The 16,360-nt window shown below is 70.2% G+C and carries 18 protein-coding genes; 9 read left to right on the forward strand and 9 right to left on the reverse strand.

Translation table 11 applies throughout. The features are described 5' to 3' along the window. Positions 1-93: 93 nt before the first annotated feature. Together Pth03_RS40430 and Pth03_RS40435 are read right to left on the reverse strand one after the other, a co-directional pair. Positions 94-1,338 carry a PP2C family protein-serine/threonine phosphatase gene (locus Pth03_RS40430; RefSeq protein WP_239119782.1) on the reverse strand — a complete coding sequence of 415 codons (1,245 nt, stop codon included), beginning with the start codon at positions 1,336-1,338 and terminating at the stop codon, positions 94-96. Between the two features lie 126 nt (positions 1,339-1,464). Next, positions 1,465-1,986, reverse strand: coding sequence for a DUF4142 domain-containing protein (locus Pth03_RS40435; protein ID WP_203949825.1), 522 nt, complete (start codon positions 1,984-1,986; stop codon positions 1,465-1,467). Between the two features lie 555 nt (positions 1,987-2,541). Here Pth03_RS40435 and Pth03_RS40440 point away from each other — a divergent pair. From Pth03_RS40440 to Pth03_RS40455, 4 genes are all read left to right on the forward strand, one after another. Next, complete coding sequence (locus Pth03_RS40440; RefSeq protein WP_203949826.1) at positions 2,542-3,267, forward strand: Rv1352/Rv1906c domain-containing protein; 726 nt, start codon at positions 2,542-2,544, stop codon at positions 3,265-3,267. Positions 3,268-3,402: 135 nt separating this feature from the next. Next, positions 3,403-4,290: an alkaline phosphatase family protein gene (locus tag Pth03_RS40445; protein ID WP_203949827.1), complete on the forward strand. Its 888-nt coding sequence runs from the start codon at positions 3,403-3,405 to the stop codon at positions 4,288-4,290. Position 4,291: 1 nt separating this feature from the next. Next, a complete protein-coding gene (locus Pth03_RS40450) occupies positions 4,292-5,635 on the forward strand; it encodes an MFS transporter (RefSeq protein WP_239119784.1) in 1,344 nt (447 codons plus the stop codon). Next, complete coding sequence (locus tag Pth03_RS40455; protein ID WP_203949828.1) at positions 5,632-6,648, forward strand: TolB family protein; 1,017 nt, start codon at positions 5,632-5,634, stop codon at positions 6,646-6,648. The genes Pth03_RS40450 and Pth03_RS40455 overlap by 4 nt, the downstream gene beginning before the upstream one ends. On the opposite strand, the gene Pth03_RS40460 is transcribed toward Pth03_RS40455, so the two are convergent. Beyond that, positions 6,555-8,015, reverse strand: a complete 1,461-nt coding sequence (locus Pth03_RS40460; protein ID WP_203949829.1) for an MFS transporter — start codon at positions 8,013-8,015, stop codon at positions 6,555-6,557. The genes Pth03_RS40455 and Pth03_RS40460 overlap by 94 nt on opposite strands. Positions 8,016-8,221: 206 nt before the next feature. Here Pth03_RS40460 and Pth03_RS40465 point away from each other — a divergent pair, with 206 nt between their 5' ends. Both Pth03_RS40465 and Pth03_RS40470 read left to right on the forward strand, forming a co-directional pair. Then, positions 8,222-8,818: a TetR/AcrR family transcriptional regulator gene (locus Pth03_RS40465; RefSeq protein ID WP_203949830.1), complete on the forward strand. Its 597-nt coding sequence runs from the start codon at positions 8,222-8,224 to the stop codon at positions 8,816-8,818. Between the two features lie 308 nt (positions 8,819-9,126). Next, positions 9,127-9,468, forward strand: a complete 342-nt coding sequence (locus Pth03_RS40470) for an isoamylase early set domain-containing protein (protein ID WP_203949831.1) — start codon at positions 9,127-9,129, stop codon at positions 9,466-9,468. A gap of 23 nt (positions 9,469-9,491) precedes the next feature. Here the strand turns inward: Pth03_RS40470 and Pth03_RS40475 are convergent, their stop codons facing one another. Genes Pth03_RS40475 through Pth03_RS40490 form a run of 4 tightly spaced genes read right to left on the reverse strand, consistent with a single transcriptional unit; the run spans position 9,492 to position 13,524 of the window. Then, on the reverse strand, positions 9,492-11,003 hold the full coding sequence (locus Pth03_RS40475; RefSeq protein ID WP_203949832.1) for a DUF6297 family protein: 1,512 nt from the start codon (positions 11,001-11,003) through the stop codon (positions 9,492-9,494). Further along, positions 11,000-11,617, reverse strand: coding sequence for a heme ABC exporter ATP-binding protein CcmA (gene ccmA / locus Pth03_RS40480; protein ID WP_239119789.1), 618 nt, complete (start codon positions 11,615-11,617; stop codon positions 11,000-11,002). The genes Pth03_RS40475 and ccmA overlap by 4 nt, the downstream gene beginning before the upstream one ends. A 57-nt stretch (positions 11,618-11,674) precedes the next feature. Further along, positions 11,675-12,541 carry an ABC transporter permease gene (locus tag Pth03_RS40485; protein WP_203949834.1) on the reverse strand — a complete coding sequence of 289 codons (867 nt, stop codon included), beginning with the start codon at positions 12,539-12,541 and terminating at the stop codon, positions 11,675-11,677. Beyond that, complete coding sequence (locus tag Pth03_RS40490) at positions 12,538-13,524, reverse strand: ATP-binding cassette domain-containing protein (RefSeq protein ID WP_203949835.1); 987 nt, start codon at positions 13,522-13,524, stop codon at positions 12,538-12,540. Before Pth03_RS40490 ends, Pth03_RS40485 begins: the two co-directional genes overlap by 4 nt. A gap of 86 nt (positions 13,525-13,610) precedes the next feature. On the opposite strand from Pth03_RS40490, the gene Pth03_RS40495 reads away from it, so the two are divergent. The 3 genes from Pth03_RS40495 to Pth03_RS40505 all read left to right on the forward strand — a co-directional run bounded on the left by Pth03_RS40495 (position 13,611) and on the right by Pth03_RS40505 (position 14,910). Next, the gene (locus Pth03_RS40495) at positions 13,611-14,249 is read left to right on the forward strand and encodes a TetR/AcrR family transcriptional regulator (protein WP_203949836.1); all 639 of its coding nucleotides are present in this window, start codon (positions 13,611-13,613) and stop codon (positions 14,247-14,249) included. A 90-nt stretch (positions 14,250-14,339) separates the two neighbouring features. Then, positions 14,340-14,660, forward strand: coding sequence for a hypothetical protein (locus tag Pth03_RS40500; RefSeq protein WP_203949837.1), 321 nt, complete (start codon positions 14,340-14,342; stop codon positions 14,658-14,660). Further along, positions 14,617-14,910 carry a DUF3099 domain-containing protein gene (locus Pth03_RS40505; protein ID WP_275413293.1) on the forward strand — a complete coding sequence of 98 codons (294 nt, stop codon included), beginning with the start codon at positions 14,617-14,619 and terminating at the stop codon, positions 14,908-14,910. The genes Pth03_RS40500 and Pth03_RS40505 overlap by 44 nt, the downstream gene beginning before the upstream one ends. Before the next feature lie 13 nt (positions 14,911-14,923). On the opposite strand, the gene Pth03_RS40510 is transcribed toward Pth03_RS40505, so the two are convergent. Together Pth03_RS40510 and Pth03_RS40515 are read right to left on the reverse strand one after the other, a co-directional pair. Continuing rightward, a complete protein-coding gene (locus tag Pth03_RS40510) occupies positions 14,924-15,430 on the reverse strand; it encodes an HAD domain-containing protein (RefSeq protein ID WP_239119786.1) in 507 nt (168 codons plus the stop codon). A 308-nt stretch (positions 15,431-15,738) separates the two neighbouring features. Beyond that, positions 15,739-16,360: alpha/beta fold hydrolase (locus tag Pth03_RS40515; RefSeq protein WP_203949839.1), on the reverse strand; the 622-nt coding region annotated here is incomplete at its 5' end.

Consider the following 16,360-nt stretch of genomic DNA (forward strand, 5'->3'; position numbering starts at 1 on the left):
GACCCCGCCGAACACCCACCACCCAAGCGACCCCCACGGGGCCGCCCCGGAGCGGAGATCCCCCCGGCGAACGGCTCTCCACGAGTGATCGCTTCAGATGATCAGGCGTTCCTGGCGGTGGGCCCGCCATTCGACCAGCAGGACGGTGGCGTCGTCCTGCAGCATGCCGTGCTGGTGGGCGAGGATCGTTGTGATCAGCCGGCGCAGGGTCTCGGGGGCGGGCATGCCGTCGGCCTCGCGGCGGATGACGAAGTCGATGAAACGGGTGAGACCGAACATCTCCTTGCTCAGGTCTCGGGCCTCGATGATGCCGTCGGTGTAGAAGATCAGGCGGTCGCCCGGCTCGAGCTGGTAGTGGCTGATTCCGGTGGAGACGCCCAGCCGCAGGCCCATAGGCGGCGACGGAACCGTCTCGAGGGTGGCGGCCTGGTGCCCGTGCCGGATGACGAGAGGGAAGTGGTGCCCCCTGTTGACCCATTCCAGGCGGCCTGTCTGCGTGTCGAGGCTGGCCAGGATGCCGGTGGCGAAGCGTGTCATGCCGAACTGTTCGGCGATCGCCTCGTCGATGGTCTCGCTGACGGCGACGAGGTCGGCGTCCTTGCGGCGGGTGTTGCGGTAGGACCCGATGGCGATCGACGCGGTGAGACCGGCGGAGGCGTCATGCCCCATGGCGTCGAAGATCGACAGATGGAGGCGGTCGCCGTCCGTGGCGTAGTCGTAGGCGTCGCCGCCCACGTCGTAGGCGGGTTCAAGCATGGCGCTGACCACGATGTCCTTGGTGGCGAGCGTGCCGGGAGGCATGAGGTTCCAGAGCACCTCGGCGGGAAGGGTCATCCGCTCCGCCCGCACGAGCCGGGCGTAGGTGTCGCTGGAGGCCCGTTTGCTGACCAGCACCAGCGCCAGCAGCGACGCGAGTCGGGCCGCGCGCGACCGGGTCTGCTCGTCGTCTCCAGGAGCGGTCAGTCCCAAGACGCCGATCCGTTCGGTGCCGTCGATCAGCGGCAGCCACATCTTCCGCCGTCCCGCCAGGTCGGAGGGCGCCGGCGATTCGGGGGCCGCCGGGTCGACGAGTTGCCGGGTCTGGACGATCTCGACGTTGCGGTAGGCCCGCCCGGCGATCGTTCCGTCGACGCCGACGGGGGTGAGCGGCTCTGCCCCGTCGCCGTGCCGGCCGCGAAGGGGCAGGAGGAACCGGTGCTGCAGGTCCGATACGTAGATCACCGGCTGGGAGAATCCGGCGTGCGCGGCATGCTCGGCCACCAGATCCGGAAGGTCGTCCAGCGACGCCAGGTGGCTGGCTTTCAGCAGGCCGCTCAGCATCCGCTCCTCGTCGTGCACCGCCGCGCCTCCCCCCGAATGCGCCGTGGGTCCAGTGACGACGCTACGCCTGAACGCGCGCCGCCGCCCATGCGCGGCGGCGCGACCCGTGCGGTACGGCGCGGCCGTGAAGAGGGGAGGCCAGTGTCAGCCGGCGTGGAGCTTCTCGAGCATGTTCAGGTGTGACTCGACGACCGGCTTGGCGTCCGTGGCGAGTTTCTTGACCGGCGCCGAGGAGCCCTTGGCCTGCTGGTCGGCGATCGCCTTCAGGTCGTCGCGGTGGTCGGCGATCTCGGCGGTCACCCAGGCATCGTCGAACTCGGCGCCCTTCTTGTCCGAGATCCGCTGGAGTTGCGCCTGCTGCTCGTCGCTGGGGCTGTCGGGCAGCGTCACGCCGACCTCGCCGGCGACGCGGCGCACTTCCGCGTCGAGTTTGTTGTGCTCGTCGACCAGGGTTTTCCCGGCCTGGCGGACGCCTTCGATGCTGCCCTGCTTCTCGGCGACCTTGCCTGACTCGATCTCCGCAAGGTTGCCCTGGTGTAGTGCGGCGAGGAAGGCCTGATCCTGCTCGTTCACGTCGGGCGCGGCGGCGAGGGCGGCGGTGACGCCCGTCGGCACGGCCAGGACGACGGTCACGACGGCGGACAGGAGCACGATGATCCGTCTCACCACGAGTTCCCCCGGATCTCTCAGGCGGGCGGCCGCGAGCTGGGTGTCCAGCAGCAGGCGAAACCCGGCATAAGGCTCATACCCGCCGCCTCTTTCACCGGCACGATCCTTTACCGGTAGCTGATCGTCTTATGCCCGGAGATCGGAGGTGCGCGTGAGCGAGCCAGACATGACAAGCACGGCAGTCACCGGCGCCGATGAGCGCGGCCGGCCTGCTACGCACGAGAAGCCGGCCCCGGCGACGAAGAGCGCAGCCGGGCTGCCCGGGTGGAGGCCCGGTGAGTAGCGCACGGGGCGACGATCGTCCTCTGCACCGCGGTGCTCGCTCTCGGCGTCGTCCTGGCCGTACGGACGGGGAACCTCCGCCGGTCACGGTAGGGATAGTGGGGAGGACGCGGGACCGTTGGAGGGTTGGCGTGGCGATCTCCGCCGGGCGATGATGAACCGTTCCCGTGTCCGTTCGCCGACCCCCGAGACAGGAGCCGCCGTGCCAACCTGCGATGCGCGTCAGGCGTCGTCACTGGCGGCGGACCTCCTCAATCACTGGAGCATCACATGGATCACGAGCAGGATCCGCCCTATATCCGTGTCGGCTATCCGCCGAACGCCCCGCCGAACAATCTCCACAAAGCGGTGAACAGGACCGCACTGGTCCTTCTGATTTCGGCGATTGTCCTGCTCGTCGCGGTCCTCGTCGTATGGGCCGCGACCCAGCCGGACTTGGGCAAGCCCGACGTGCTCGCCGTACCGATGTCGGCGCCGTCTTCGCCGAGCACCGGCCCGTCGGCCAGTGTGCGCGACCTCACCGCGACCGAGCGCCGGTTCGCGAACGCGGTCCGCAAGGACACGAAGGTCGACGGCGTGACCGGCGACCTCGAACTCGTGCGGAAGGGGCGGTTGTTCTGCCGGCTTGAGCGGGACCCGGCGAGCCCCTACACGTGGGCGATGAACGTGGAGGGGATCCACGCGAACAAGGCATCCCTCGGCGTCCCCGAGCGTGACGCCGTCCGTTATTTGTGCCCGAAGTACGCCGCCGCGTGGAGGCAGGGCATGGCCGCCTTCGGTGAAGGCGACCAGAAGGTGGGTGCCGACGTCCAGCCCGGCCGGTATCGGACGTACGACCGCGACGTGAAGGACTGCTCCTGGAAGCGGACCGCCGGCGGCCAGACGGTGTCGAGCGCCACGGTTCCCGCCGCCTCGGGCGGCGTCACGGTCACGATCCGGGCGACCGACGCGCGGTTCACCAGCACGGGCTGTGGCCTATGGGTGCCCATTTTGTGACGGTTGGAGGTGCTATTCCCTCCAACACCCCTTGGGTGTCGAATGTTCGGTTCCTATTCACCCACGCACACTGAGATCGTCGATCACGCGGATCTAACCTGACCGGGCCTCGCATCCCCTGTATGAAGGACAGTCATGGTCGTATCCGCTGGCAGGAAGCGCTCCCTCGGAAAGCTCGCCACCGTCGCATCCGCCGTCGGCCTCGCCGCCGTCGCCGCCCTGTGGGCGGGGACGGGCGCGAGCTCCGCGGCCGTCGTCCCCTCTCCGAGCCACATCGTCGTGGTCGTCCTGGAGAACCACGCCTACTCCCAGATCATCGGCAGCTCCAGCGCCCCCTACATCAACTCGCTGAAGAACGGCGGTGCGAATCTCACTCAGATGTACGCCGAGACGCACCCCAGCCAGCCCAACTACTACGCGATGTTCTCCGGCTCCACCCAGGGCATCACCGGCGACAGCTGCGTCAAGATCGGCTTCAGCTCGGCCAAGAACCTGGCCTCCGAGACGATCGCCGCCGGCAAGACCTGGGCCAGCTACAACGAGGGCCTGCCGAGCCAGGGCTCGACGGTCTGCACCAACAGCAGCGGCAAGTACGCGCAGAAGCACAACCCGTGGTTCGGCTTCAGCAACGTCCCGACCTCCTCGGCGTACACCTTCGCGCAGTTCCCCACGGACTTCACGAAGCTGCCGAAGCTCTCCTATGTCATCCCGAACCTGTGCAATGACATGCACGACTGCTCGGTGTCGACCGGCGACACCTGGCTGAAGAACAAGCTCGGCGCGTACGCGACCTGGGCCAAGTCCAACAACAGCCTCCTCGTCGTCACCACCGACGAGGACAACAGCTCGAGCGGCAACCGGATCGCGACCGTCCTGTACGGCCAGCCGGTGATCGCGGGCAGCACCTCCTCCACTACCTACAACCACTACAACCTGCTCCGGACGCTGGAGGACATGGTCGGCTCGACCACCCACGCCGGCAACGCGTCGTCCGCCGCGGACATCACCGGAATCTGGAGCTGAGTTGTACCTGGCTGAACGCGGCCCGGCCGCCGCTCCCGCGTCGGGGGACGTCCCGACGTCCGACGATGTGCAACCGGGCCGGACGGATCGGGCCGCTCAGCCGGGCCGGGCCCTTCGGGCCATCTCCGGCACGGTCTTCGCGCTGGGGACGGTCAGTTTCATCACCGACATCTCCTCGGAGATGGTCACCGCCGTCCTGCCGCTCTATCTGGTGGCCGGGCTGGGCCTCAGCCCGCTCGGATTCGGCCTGCTCGACGGCGTCTACAACGGCGTCAGCGGGCTGGTGCGACTGTTCGGCGGCCACCTCGCCGACCGCGGGCGGCGGCACAAGGCCGTCGCGGTGATCGGCTACGGGCTGTCGGCCGTATGCAAGCCGCTGCTGCTCGTCGCGGGCACCCTGCCGGTCATCGGCGCCGTGCTCGCGGCCGACCGTACGGGCAAGGGGCTGCGCACCGCGCCGCGCGACGCGATGATCTCCCTGGCCTCGCCGCCGGAGACCCGGGGCCGCGCCTTCGGGGTGCACCGGGCCATGGACACGGGAGGCGCGCTGCTCGGACCGCTGGTGGCCTTCCTCGTTCTGAACGTGGCCGCCGACGGATACGACGCGGTCTTCACCGTCAGCTTCTGCGTCGCCGTGCTCGGCGTCCTGGTGCTGCTGCTGTTCGTCCCCGGAGGCCGTGCCCCGGAGGCCGGCGCAACAGAGGCCGGCGCAACAGAGGCCGGCGCAACAGAGGAGAAGGCTCCACCGGTCACGCTGCGCTCGGCGCTGGCGCTGCTGCGACTGCCCGACGTCAGGCGGCTGACCGTCAGCGCCACGCTGCTCGGCCTCACCACGGTCAGCGACGCCTTCGTCTACCTGATGCTGCAGCACCGGCTCGGGATCTCCGAGCACTGGTTCCCGCTGCTGCCGCTCGGGACGGCCGCCGCGTTCCTCCTCCTCGCGCTGCCGCTGGGCGTGCTCGCCGACAAGGTCGGCCGCAGGCGTGTGTTCCTCGGCGGGCATCTCGCCCTGCTGCTCGCGTACGGCCTGCTGCTCGCGCCGTTGCACGTCGGCGCCCTGCCGTTCGTGGTGCTCGCCCTGCACGGCACGTTCTACGCGGCGACCGACGGGGTGCTGCCCGCCGCGGCGGCGGGAGCCGTACCGGCCGAGTTGCGCGCGAGCGGGCTCGCGCTGATCGGCACCGGGCAGGCGCTGGCCCGGTTCTGCTGCTCGCTCGCCTTCGGCGCGGCGTGGACCGCGATCGGTGACCGCGCCTCGCTCGGCATCGCGATGGCCGGTCTCGCCCTGTGCGCGGCCTGGGCGGCCTACGCCCTGCGCGGGCAGGAAGCCCCGGTGAGCCGATGAACACCAGGAACCGCCTGATCATCCTGCTGGCCGCGGTGGTGCTGCTCGGCACCGTCGCCTTCGCGTCCGTCATGCACGCGGCGAACCGGGCGGGGGAGCACGACCAGGCCCAGCCGGGCGGCCCGTCCGTCACCTCCGGCTCCGTGAGCCTCCAGGATCAGGGGCGGATCATCTTCCGCAACATGGCTTGGGGCCCGTACCGCGACGACCTCGTCTCCGTGCCGGTGAACGATCCGGGCGGGCCCCGGATCGCCTCGCCGGTTCGCTGCCTGCGCTTCTATTCGGCGGCGGGCATCGGCGTGTGCCTGCGCAAGGAGGTCGGCGCGCTGCAGGAGACCTACTTCGCCTCCGTCCTCGACTCCCGGTTGCACACGCTGCGCGACTTCCCGGTCGCGGGCATCCCCACCCGGGCGCGGGTCGCGCCGTCCGGCCACCTGGCCGCCTGGACGGTGTTCGTGGGCGGCGACTCCTACGCGGGCACCAACTTCTCGACCCGGACCTCGATCGTCGACACGCGCACGTGGGCGCTGACGCCGAGCCTGGAGACCTACAAGATCATCAAGGACGGCAAGCCGTACCACTCGGCCGACGCGAACTTCTGGGGCGTCACCTTCGCCGACGACGGGCACTTCTACGCGACCCTCGCGACCAAGGGGCAGACCTATCTCGTGCACGGCGACATCGCCGCTCAGACGATGACCACGATGCGCACCAACGTGGAGTGCCCGTCGTTGTCGCCCGACGGGACCCGCCTCGTCTTCAAGAAGCGGGTCCCCGGGACCGACCCCGACGTGCCGTGGCGCCTGTACGCGCTGGACCTGGCGACGATGAAGGAGACGCCGCTGGCCGAGACCCGGGGCGTCGACGACCAGGTCGTCTGGTCCGACGATCACACCGTCCTGTACGGCCTGGCGGGCGACTACGGCGAGGACCTGTGGGCGGTGCCCGCGGACGGGACGGGCTCGCCCACCCGGGTGGCCGTGGCCGCGCTCAACCCGGCCTTCCTGCGCTGAGCGGAGGGAACGAGCAGGGCGAGCACGACCGTCACCGCCGAGATCGCGGTGAGCACCAGGAAGCTGCGAGTGAAGCCCGACTCGTAGGGGAGGCCGTCACCCTGCAGTCGCCCGGTGATGATCGAGCTGACGACGGCGGTGCCGATCGAGCCGCCGATGGTGCGGATGTTGGTGTTCATGCCGCTGGCGGCGCCGGTCTGGTGCGCCGGCACGTTCTGCACGATCAGGCTGGTCATCGACGCGTAGGCCAGGCCGAGGCCGATCCCGTAGACGCCGCCGGCGGTGGCGATCTGCCAGGCCTGGTCGTGGTAGGCGGCGAACGCGGCGCACGAGACGGCGGTGAAGGCCGAGCCCCACACCAGTTGCGCCTTGACGCCGACGAGCGAGGTGATGGGGCCGCTGAGCGACCCGGTGACGGCCATCGTCACGAGCATGGGAAGCATCAGCAGCCCGGCTCCGGTGACGCTGGAGCCGAACCCGTACCCGGCCGACACCGGGATCTGCATGAACTCCGGGAGGAACGCGTAGACCGAGAACATGCCCGCCCCGAACAGCAGCGCCACCAGGTTGGTCGTCCAGATGGCGGGCAACCGCATCATGCGCATGTCGATGAGCGGGTTGCGTGAGCGCAGTTCGACCACGATCCATCCCGCGAGCAGCACCACGGCGAGCGCGACGAGCACGAGCACCCGAGCCGATGTCCAGCCCCACGACTGCGCCTCGCTGAGCGGAACCAGCAGCGCCACCAGCCAGCCGGACAGCAGTAACGCGGCCAGCCAGTCGATGCGCCCCGGTGTGCGCACCGGGGATTCCGGGACGTAGCGGCGGGTCAGGATCGCGGTCGCCGCGACGACGATCATCGGAATCCAGAACAGCCACCGCCAGTTCAGCGCCTCGACGATCGGACCGGCGAGCACGATGCCCAGGCCGCCCCCGGCCGCGATGACGGCCGACAGCACGCCGACCATCGAGGCGACCCTTTCCGGGGGGAACTCGTCGCGGATGATCCCGAACGACGCGGGGAACACCGCGCCGCCGAGGCCCTGGATGACCCGGCCGATGATCAGCGTCGCGAAGTTGGGGGCGATCGCGGCGACCAGGCATCCGAGGGCGATCGCGCTCAGCGCGACCAGGAGCGTGCGCTCCTTGCCGATCATGTCGCCGATGCGTCCCATCAGGGGTGTGGCGACCGAGGCCGACAGCAGCCACGCGGTCAGCACCCAGGTCACCGTGTTCTGGCTGATGCCCAGATCATGCTGGATCGTGGGCAGCACCGGGCTGACCAGCGACTGCAGCATCGAGAACGAAGCCGCTGCGGCCGACAAGACCACGAAGGTCAGCCGTGCCGATGAGGCGTTTCCTGCCATGAAGAATCCTTTTGGATGGAGAGACGCCGCGAAGTGAACGCGACGGAAACCCCGGTCACGTGCCGGCAGGCCGGAGCGAGCGGCATGACTGGTAAAGTTGAGGCACTCCTCCGAAAAAGTGGAGGGCGGCCTCCGCTGGGGATGGCACCAACGATAGCGGAGGCAGTCCTCCGGTACAAGTCGGGGTACAGACAGGGAGAAGACCGGTGACCGACAAGGCTCCTCAGAGCGCAGGCGTCGCGGTGCGGCGTCCTCACCGCGCGGACGCGCGGCGGAACTTCGACGCCCTCCTCGCCGCCGCGCGTGACGCGTTCGCCGAGAACGGCACCGACGCGTCGCTGGAGGACATCGCTCGCCGTGCGGGCGTCGGCATCGGCACCTTGTACCGGAACTTCCCGACCCGGCAGGACCTGTTCGAGAGCGTGTACGTCGGGGAGGTCGAAGAACTCGCCCGGGCCGCCGCGGAGGTCGCCGACCTGCCGCCGTGGGACGCGCTGGTCGCATGGATGCGCCAGTTCGTCTCCTACGCGGCCACCAAGCGGGCCATCTACGAGGCGCTGAACCGCGAGTCGGAGATGTTCCGCTCCTGCCGCGACACGATGTACGCCGCGGGGACGCCGCTCTTCGCCCGCGCGCAGGAGGCGGGCGAGGTGCGTGCGGACGTCGGCTTCGACGACGTGCTGCGCATGATCTCCAGCCTCAGCGGAGGCGCGTTCGTCGACGTGGAGCAGCGCGATCGGGTGCTCGGCGTCGCGCTCGACGGCGTACGGTCACGACCCGCGCACGGGGCCGGCCCGTCCTGACCGGCGGTCACGCGCGCCCGGCTCAGAGGGCGCCCATGCGCCGCGCGGCTCTCATCGCGACGACGCAGGAAAGCAGACACCATAACCAGCGGACGCGCCACACCCTCGGTCACTGGTGATATTTGGTAGATCACCGGCATGGTTCCATATGCGGGCTATTCCGACATGGGCTGTCTGGGTAGATGGAAACCACGGCCATCACGAAGAGCGATCGGCCGATCACATCGGTTGACGTCCCGCTCGGCGTGAGTCCCCCGTCGCTCCGGCGCGATCGAACGCCGTGACCCAGCGACATCAGGAGAATCGCCGTGATCAAACGTGGTAAGCCAGCGAGGGACGGGCACGTCAAGCTGACCTTCACCGTGCCGGTCGACCAAGCACCCGGCGGGCTCTCCCTGGTGGGCGACTTCAACGACTGGGATCCCTACGCCCACCCCATGGAGCCCAAGAACTTCGTGTACGAGGTGAGCGTCACCGTTCCCGCCGACCGGCCGATGTGCTTCCGCTATCTGGCGCACGGCGGTGTGTGGTTCGACGACCCGGACGCCGACTTCCACGACCAGCACGGCGGCCATATCGAAGCGGTGCGAACCGCGCCCGCCGCCCGGGCGAAGAACGGCGCCGCGTCGGTCGCCGACGCCCTGGCCTGATCCGCCTGACTCTCCTGGACTACTCAGCCGCCGCGCGGGCCCGCCGCGCGCAGCAGGAACACGACCAGTACGGCGACGCCCGACACGGCCTGCGCCACCAGGAGCGGGCCGAGGGCGGGCGTCCCGGCGGACACGGACGTCGGCACGGCCGCCAGCACGGGCAGGCAGCCGAGCGCGGCGACGTCGGCTCCGGTCGCCGCCCAGATGAGCGGGCCCGTCGGGATGGAACCCGCTGGTGTGTGGATGACCGGCATCGTGTGGTCGATCGGGCGCCGCCGCGCCATCCGCAACGCGCCCGCGGCGAGGGCGGGCGCGCACAGGATGCCGAGCGACCACCACGGACCTGGCGGCAGGGCCCCGATCACGCCCAGCCCGGCCAGCGCGAGGGTGAGCCAGGCCGCGCTGAGCAGCATGGGCAGCACAGCCCGGGCGGTGAGCGCGGCCCTGGCTCCGACGCCGGACAACCGGGACAGCGCCGGGTCGTCGTGGTCGCGGCGTGCACCGGTCGTGCACGCCGCCGCGGCGGTCATCGCTCCGATCGCGAGGAGCGCCGCCACGAGCCCGTTCGTCGCCGGACTCGCCAGGGTGGCCGAGGCCAGGGACGGCAGCGCGGTGCTTGCGAGCAGGGCGCACAACCGGGCGGGGCGGCGGCCCAGCCTGCGCCAGTCCGACCAGGCCAGCGCCGGCGCCGCCCATCGAGCCCGCAGCAGGCGGGGCCACACGCGGGAGCGGAGCACGCGGCCCCGCCAGTGGTCGTCTTCGGCGATCCAGCTCAGAACCCCCGGGTCGATCAGCGTCGCCGCCGCGGCCACCCGCCCGGCACGGGTCGAGGCGGCCAGCAGCGAGCGGGCCGGGATGCGCCCGAGCGCCGCCCAGGCCTGCCGTACGAGGACGGCGGAGGCTGTGGCGCACGCTGTGGCGCACGCCGCGGCGAGCCCGGCAGGAGCATGCATCACGAACGCGACGACCAGCACTGTGACCAGCAGCAGGACCAGCGCGAGAAGGAGCCCGGCGTCGAACCGTGAGCCCCAGGCGGGGTGGGCCTGGGCGAGCACCGCCGTCGCCATGCCGCCGAGCGTCGCCGACATTCCCAGCGCCAGCGCGAGGGCCAGCCGTACCGCGACATGACCGCCGCCGCCGAGCACGGCGAGCAGCGCCACGCCGAGTGCGGCGCCGGCCACCACCGAGACGGCCACCAGGACGAGCGCCGTCCGGGCGAGGACGGGCCGGCGGGGGAGCGGGGAGAGCACCAGCCAGGCGGCGTCGGCGGCCGGGAGCACGACCGGGCCGACCGTGCGGGCCAGGCGCATGAAGCCCGCGTACGCCAGTGCGATCAGCGCGAGACCGGCACCCGCCTGGGACGGGTCCGTCTGCCCTGCGGCGGCGGTGAGCGAGGTGAACGCCGAGGTCACGGGATGCGCCAGCACCAGAGCGGCCACCACGAGGCCGAAGACGGTGACGTAGCGGTCCGACCAGGTCACCGGAGCGCGTCCCCGCGATCGGAGGAAGGCGCGCACGGCGCGGACGTCGCTCATGCGGCGGCCTCCAGCGACACCCGGCGCGCACCGGCGGCGCGGGCGAGCCCGAGGTCGTGCGTGGCCATCACGACGGTCCCGCCCGCCGCCGCGTATCGCGTGAGCATCGTCGCCAGACGGTCGCGGAACGCGGTGTCGAGCCCGCGTTCCGGTTCGTCGAGGAGCAGCAGCCGGCTCGGCCGCAGCAGCGCCATCGCCAGGACCAGCCGTTGCCGCTGGCCGGTGGAGAGCGTCTGCGGAGCGAGGTCCGCACGCTCCACCAGATCGAACTCCTCCAGCGCCGCCTCGACCGTCAGGCGCGTATCGTGATGGACGGCACGCATCAGTTCGAGATGCTCGCGGACGGTGAGCCCCGGATACCAGGCCGGTTCGTCGGCGACGACGGCGACGTCACGCCAGAAGGCCGCGGTGTCCGCGGGAGGCCGTCCGAACACGCCGACCTCGCCGGAGGCCGGCGGCTGCAGCCCCGCCAGGCAGCGCAGCAACGTCGACTTGCCCGCGCCGTTCACGCCGACGACGGCGACCACCTCGCCGGGACCGGCCGCGAGGTCGATGCCGGTCAGGATGGGAACCTCGCCGGCGACGACACCGACATCACGCGCCATGACGATCATTTGGGTCACCGTTCGACTCTAGGCGGCGACGCCGGCGGTGGTGAGCGGCGTGCGCCTCTACTCGGTCTTGCTGAACTCGGCGATGGCGATGGCGAGGAGCACGGCGCCGATCGCGGCCACCACGCCGACCTCGAGGAGGGTCGGCACCCGCCAGCTTCCCCACGTCATGCCCGCGTCCAGCCTCTGCCGTACGGCGGGGGCCAGGGTGAGGTGGGAGAACACGATGCGCCTGATGGGGTCGACCGCGTAGGCCAGCGGGTCGATGCGGTTGAGTACGGTGAGCCACGCGGGCAGATTCGTGGCGGGGAACACGGCGCCGGACAGGAAGTACAGCGGCAGGATCAGCATCTGGATCAGCGCCATGAACGACTGCATCTGCTTGATCCGGGCCGACATCATGACGCCGAACGCCGTGATGGTGAAGGCCAGCAGCAGCTGGATGCCGAACACCCCGGCGATGAGGTCCGGCGCGTACGGCACGCCGACCAGCCCGGCGATGCAGATGACGATGAGCCCCTGGAACGCGGCGACGGTGGCTCCGCCCAGGCACTTGCCGATGACGATGGAGCTGCGGCGCACCGGCGCGACGAGCATCTCGCGCAGGAAGCCGAACTCGCGGTCCCACACGATGGAGGCCGCCGAGGCCATCGCGGTGAACAGCACCGCCATGGCGAGGATGCCGGGGTAGAGGAACGTGCGCAGGTTGAGCCCGCCCGTGCCGCCCGAGGTGAGCTGCGACAGCCCGGAGCCGAGCACGAACAGGAACAGGAACGGCTGCACGAGGGACGTGAGGATGCGCAGGCGGTCGTTGAAGAACCGGATGAGCTCCCGCTTCCAGACGATCTTGATGGCGCGCAGCTCACCCGCCACGCTGCGGGCGGGCACCCTGACCTGGGTGACGGGGGCGGTCTGGACGGCGGTCATCGGCGTGCTCCTCGGAATCTCGCCATGGTCTCCCGGCCGCGCTGCGCGGCGCTCGCCTCGGCGTCGCGCATGGTCTTGCCGGTGTAGGACATGAACACGTCGTCGAGGCTCGGACGGGCGACGCTGACGGCGCGGATCGGCAGCCGGAACTGCCCGAACAACGTGGGGACGAAGCTCTCGCCCTGGTCCACAAAGAAGCTGACGGCCCCCTCGGAGGCGGTCGCCTGGAGGCCGAACTGCTCGTCGAGCGCCTTGATGGCCTCGGCGTTGTCGTCGGTGTGGATCTGGACCCGGTCCTTGCCCACACCCGCCTTGAGGGCCTCGGGGGTGTCGAGGGCGATGATCTGACCGTGGTCCATGATCGCGATCCGGTCGCAGTTCTCGGCCTCGTCCATGTAGTGGGTCGTGAGAAAGATCGTGATGTCCTCGGCCTGCTTGAGTTCGCGGATGTAGGACCAGATCGAGCTGCGGGTCTGCGGGTCGAGGCCGACGGTCGGCTCGTCGAGGAACAGCACGCGCGGGGAGTGCAGCAGGCCCCGGCCGATCTCCAGCCGCCGCTTCATGCCGCCGGAGAAGGTGTTGACCTTGCTCGAGCGCCGGTCCCACAGGCCGACCATCTCCAGCACCTGGCGCAGCCTGGCCTCCAGGCCGTCCTTCGGCACGCCGTACAGCTCGGCGTGCAGGCGGAGGTTCTGCTCGGCGGTGAGATAGCCGTCCAGCGTGGTGTCCTGGAAGACCAGCCCGATGTTGCGCCGTACTTCGTCGCGCTCGCGCACGATGTCGTGCCCGGCCACCTTCGCCGTGCCGCCCGTGGGAGTCACCAGGGTGCACAGCATGCTGATGGTCGTGGACTTGCCCGCGCCGTTCGGGCCGAGGAAGCCGAACGTCTCGCCGCTCTCGACGGTCAGGTCGATGCCCCTGACCGCTTCGAAGTCGCCGTATCGCTTGCTCAGGCGGGTCGTGGAGACCGCCGGTGATGTCATGAGCCCCCCTTTTGGTTACGCCAAGTGTAAGAATGCCCTAGGTGAAGTCAAATCGGGACCAAGGTCCAAAACGGTACGCTGAGGGCATGCGTGAGGGCGGGCTGCGAGAGCTGAAGAAGAGCCAGACGCGCCAGCTCATCGCCGACAGCGCCGCGAAGCTGTTCCGCGCCCGGGGATACGACGACGTGACGGTCGACGAGATCGCCGCAGTCGCTCAGGTGTCGAAGAAGACGGTCTTCAACCACTTCCCGACCAAGGAGGACCTCGTCTTCTACCGCGCCGACCAGCGCGAGGCCATGTCGCTGGCCGCGGTGAGGGAGCGGCCGCCGGGCATGTCGATCCTCGACTCGTTCCGGCAGCTGTGCGACGGCCAGACCAGGCTCATCCCGGGGATCCGGCGCGATCTCACCCAGCCGTGGGGATTCTTCGAGCTTGTGAACGCCAACCCGGCGTTGCAGAGGAAGATGTACGAGGTCAACGCGCACATCGTGAACACCCTCGCGGAGGCGCTGGCGGAGGAGGCGCGGGCCGAGCCCGGGGATCTCATTCCTCCCCTCGTGGCCTCGACGCTCATCGGCGCGCAACGGGCGCTCTACCGGCGGTTGCGGGAACGAGTGGCCTCCGGCGGCGACGACGAGGCGATCATCGGCGCCCATCACGACGACGTGCGCCGCGTGTTCGACCAGCTCAGGGATGGTCTTGGCGGCTACCCGCCCCAAAGTTAATTTCGGACTAAACTCACATTCCTCTTAAATCTCGCGTCCTAGCATGAAATTGGTCACCGTGAGTTCTTGATCGAGAGGTCGTGAGGGCCGATGGCCCAGGTGAAGTGCAGGGCGCTGATCTCACTGCTGTCCTCCGAGGAGGGCGGCCTGTCCCGGGAACTGCCCAGCCGTACGCAGTCGCTGGTCATCCGCGTGTCCTACGACGACCATCCGGAGCACGGGCGTCCGTTCTCCGCGGAGATCACCGCGGACGACGACGAGCCGCTGGCTCCTGGGGACAAGTACCACATCGTGACGATGGCGTTCCGAGAGCCGGAGGCGGCCCGGTACTTCCACCCCGGCGATCGGTTCGCGCTCTGGTTCGGCCATGGTGTCGGGCGGGGCATCGTGTCCCGCCGCGTCGTGGCCTGAAACGCCCGCGCCCGGCGGGGAGCGGGCGGGCGAGGAGGAGGCCGTGAAAGGACGCCGGAGGATCTACTTCGCCTTGATGGGCACCTGCCTGCTGCTCTTCCTGCTGTCCGGCACGGTGATCGCCCGCTTCTCCGGCCCTGCGGCCGTGGCGGTCGCCATCGTGGCGCTGGCCATCCCGCCGTTCGCCGTGATCGTGGCCAACCGCTCCGGCGGTCCCCGTTCGGGCGGCGAGCGTGACGGCGAGCGCTGACGATCGTTGCGGCTCAGGCCGTGCCGGCCGTACGGCCCAGCCACTCGCGCGCCTGGGCCAGATGGTCCTCCGTGAGCCCGTACCGCGGATCCACGTCGACGAGCAGGAAGTCGCCCACGCCCTCATGGGCACGGAGATACTCGTGATCGGCGGCCCCGAGGCTGTCGTCGAACCACACGAACGGCCGGCCGTCCACGTAGTCGGCGACGCCGCGGGTCTTGAAGTTCTCCCCGGCCCTGGAGGTGGGGTCCGTCGTCACCGTGATGACGGGCAGGCGGGGCAGGCCGATGCGCGGGGCGATCTCCACGTTGGCGTGCTCCTCCCAGGTGGTCGCCCAGACGAGCTCCGCCTCCGTATCGCGGGCGAGGGACGACAACCGGGCGCCGTGCCGGCGGTCGAGCAGCACCTTGTACACCTGGCCGCCCACCGCGCACAGGTGACGCCGGTAGTGCAGCGACGACCTGCGTGAAGGATTGAGCACGCCGTCGACGTCCACGAGGATGAGGGGCCTGACTCGCATGCTCGATCATCGCCCCGGCCGCGAACCCGTGTCATCCGAGTTTCCGCGCCCGTGCCCCATGGGTAATCAATCACGAATCGCCCGGCTGAGGCGAAATGCTCCTTTGTCGCCGTGTAGTCGCGGGTGGCGCAGAAGGCCATCGCGAACCAGTTGTGCGCCACCTGCGTGCCGGGCCGCGGGCGATGGTCGGCATGCCGTACGGAGTGGTTCGCGGCGGCATGCAGCTCCGCCCGCACCTCCGGTCGCGGCGGATCACGCCTGCTTCATGTTGATCTGCTTGAGCACGGGCTGCGGACCTGTCGCAGCAATCAGTGACCTCGTTCCCGGCCGAGGAAGCACGACAGGAGTCGCACGAAGTCGTGCGGGTGCTCGAGCGCCGGCACGTGGCCGCATCGGCCGAGCACGTGCAGACGGACATCGGCCAGGTGTTCGAGCAGGGGCAGGGCTGCCGTCCTGAGCGGGGTGACTCGGTCCTCGGCGCCGTGGACGAGCAGCACGGGCGCGCGGACCCCTGCCAGCGTTTGCGCCGAGAGGGTGAGCTCGTCGGCCCAACGTGCCCTAGGCGGAGGGAACAACGACGCGAATGCGGCCGCCCCCGCTCGCATCGCAGCTGCGCGGGCAGCGACGGCCGACTCGGTCACGAGCGCTTGGTCGAGGACGAGGCGACTCAACATGTCTCGTGCCCCGAGCGGGCCGGCGGGGGCGGCCCAGACCGCGTCGAGCTCGGCGGACAGCGGCGCCCCGGGGGCGCCCATCGTCGAGACCGCCACGACACGGGTGACCTGCTGGGGACGCGCGGCCGCCAACGCCAGCGCCACGGCACCGCCCATGGAGTGGCCCACCACGGCGTAGTGCTCGACACCGAGAGCATCCATCAGGCCCGCGGCCTGCTCCGTCCACAGCCGGAGCCCACCCCTGGAGCCCGCCGGG

It is taken from the genome of Planotetraspora thailandica (assembly GCF_016863335.1).
Lineage (GTDB): Bacteria > Actinomycetota > Actinomycetes > Streptosporangiales > Streptosporangiaceae > Planotetraspora > Planotetraspora thailandica.

Excerpts from the sequence above, each read along its gene's own strand:
- Pth03_RS40490 (WP_203949835.1), bottom strand. The coding sequence starts at position 13,524 with ATGACATCACCGGCGGTCTCCACGACCCGCCTGAGCAAGCGATACGGC.
- Pth03_RS40440 (WP_203949826.1), top strand. The coding sequence starts at position 2,542 with ATGGATCACGAGCAGGATCCGCCCTATATCCGTGTCGGCTATCCGCCG.
- Pth03_RS40475 (WP_203949832.1), bottom strand. The coding sequence starts at position 11,003 with ATGAGCGACGTCCGCGCCGTGCGCGCCTTCCTCCGATCGCGGGGACGC.
- Pth03_RS40510 (WP_239119786.1), bottom strand. The coding sequence starts at position 15,430 with ATGCGAGTCAGGCCCCTCATCCTCGTGGACGTCGACGGCGTGCTCAAT.
- ccmA (WP_239119789.1), bottom strand. The coding sequence starts at position 11,617 with ATGATCGTCATGGCGCGTGATGTCGGTGTCGTCGCCGGCGAGGTTCCC.
- Pth03_RS40500 (WP_203949837.1), top strand. The coding sequence starts at position 14,340 with ATGGCCCAGGTGAAGTGCAGGGCGCTGATCTCACTGCTGTCCTCCGAG.
- Pth03_RS40455 (WP_203949828.1), top strand. The coding sequence starts at position 5,632 with ATGAACACCAGGAACCGCCTGATCATCCTGCTGGCCGCGGTGGTGCTG.
- Pth03_RS40505 (WP_275413293.1), top strand. The coding sequence starts at position 14,617 with ATGGTGTCGGGCGGGGCATCGTGTCCCGCCGCGTCGTGGCCTGAAACG.
- Pth03_RS40445 (WP_203949827.1), top strand. The coding sequence starts at position 3,403 with ATGGTCGTATCCGCTGGCAGGAAGCGCTCCCTCGGAAAGCTCGCCACC.
- Pth03_RS40495 (WP_203949836.1), top strand. The coding sequence starts at position 13,611 with ATGCGTGAGGGCGGGCTGCGAGAGCTGAAGAAGAGCCAGACGCGCCAG.
- Pth03_RS40485 (WP_203949834.1), bottom strand. The coding sequence starts at position 12,541 with ATGACCGCCGTCCAGACCGCCCCCGTCACCCAGGTCAGGGTGCCCGCC.
- Pth03_RS40460 (WP_203949829.1), bottom strand. The coding sequence starts at position 8,015 with ATGGCAGGAAACGCCTCATCGGCACGGCTGACCTTCGTGGTCTTGTCG.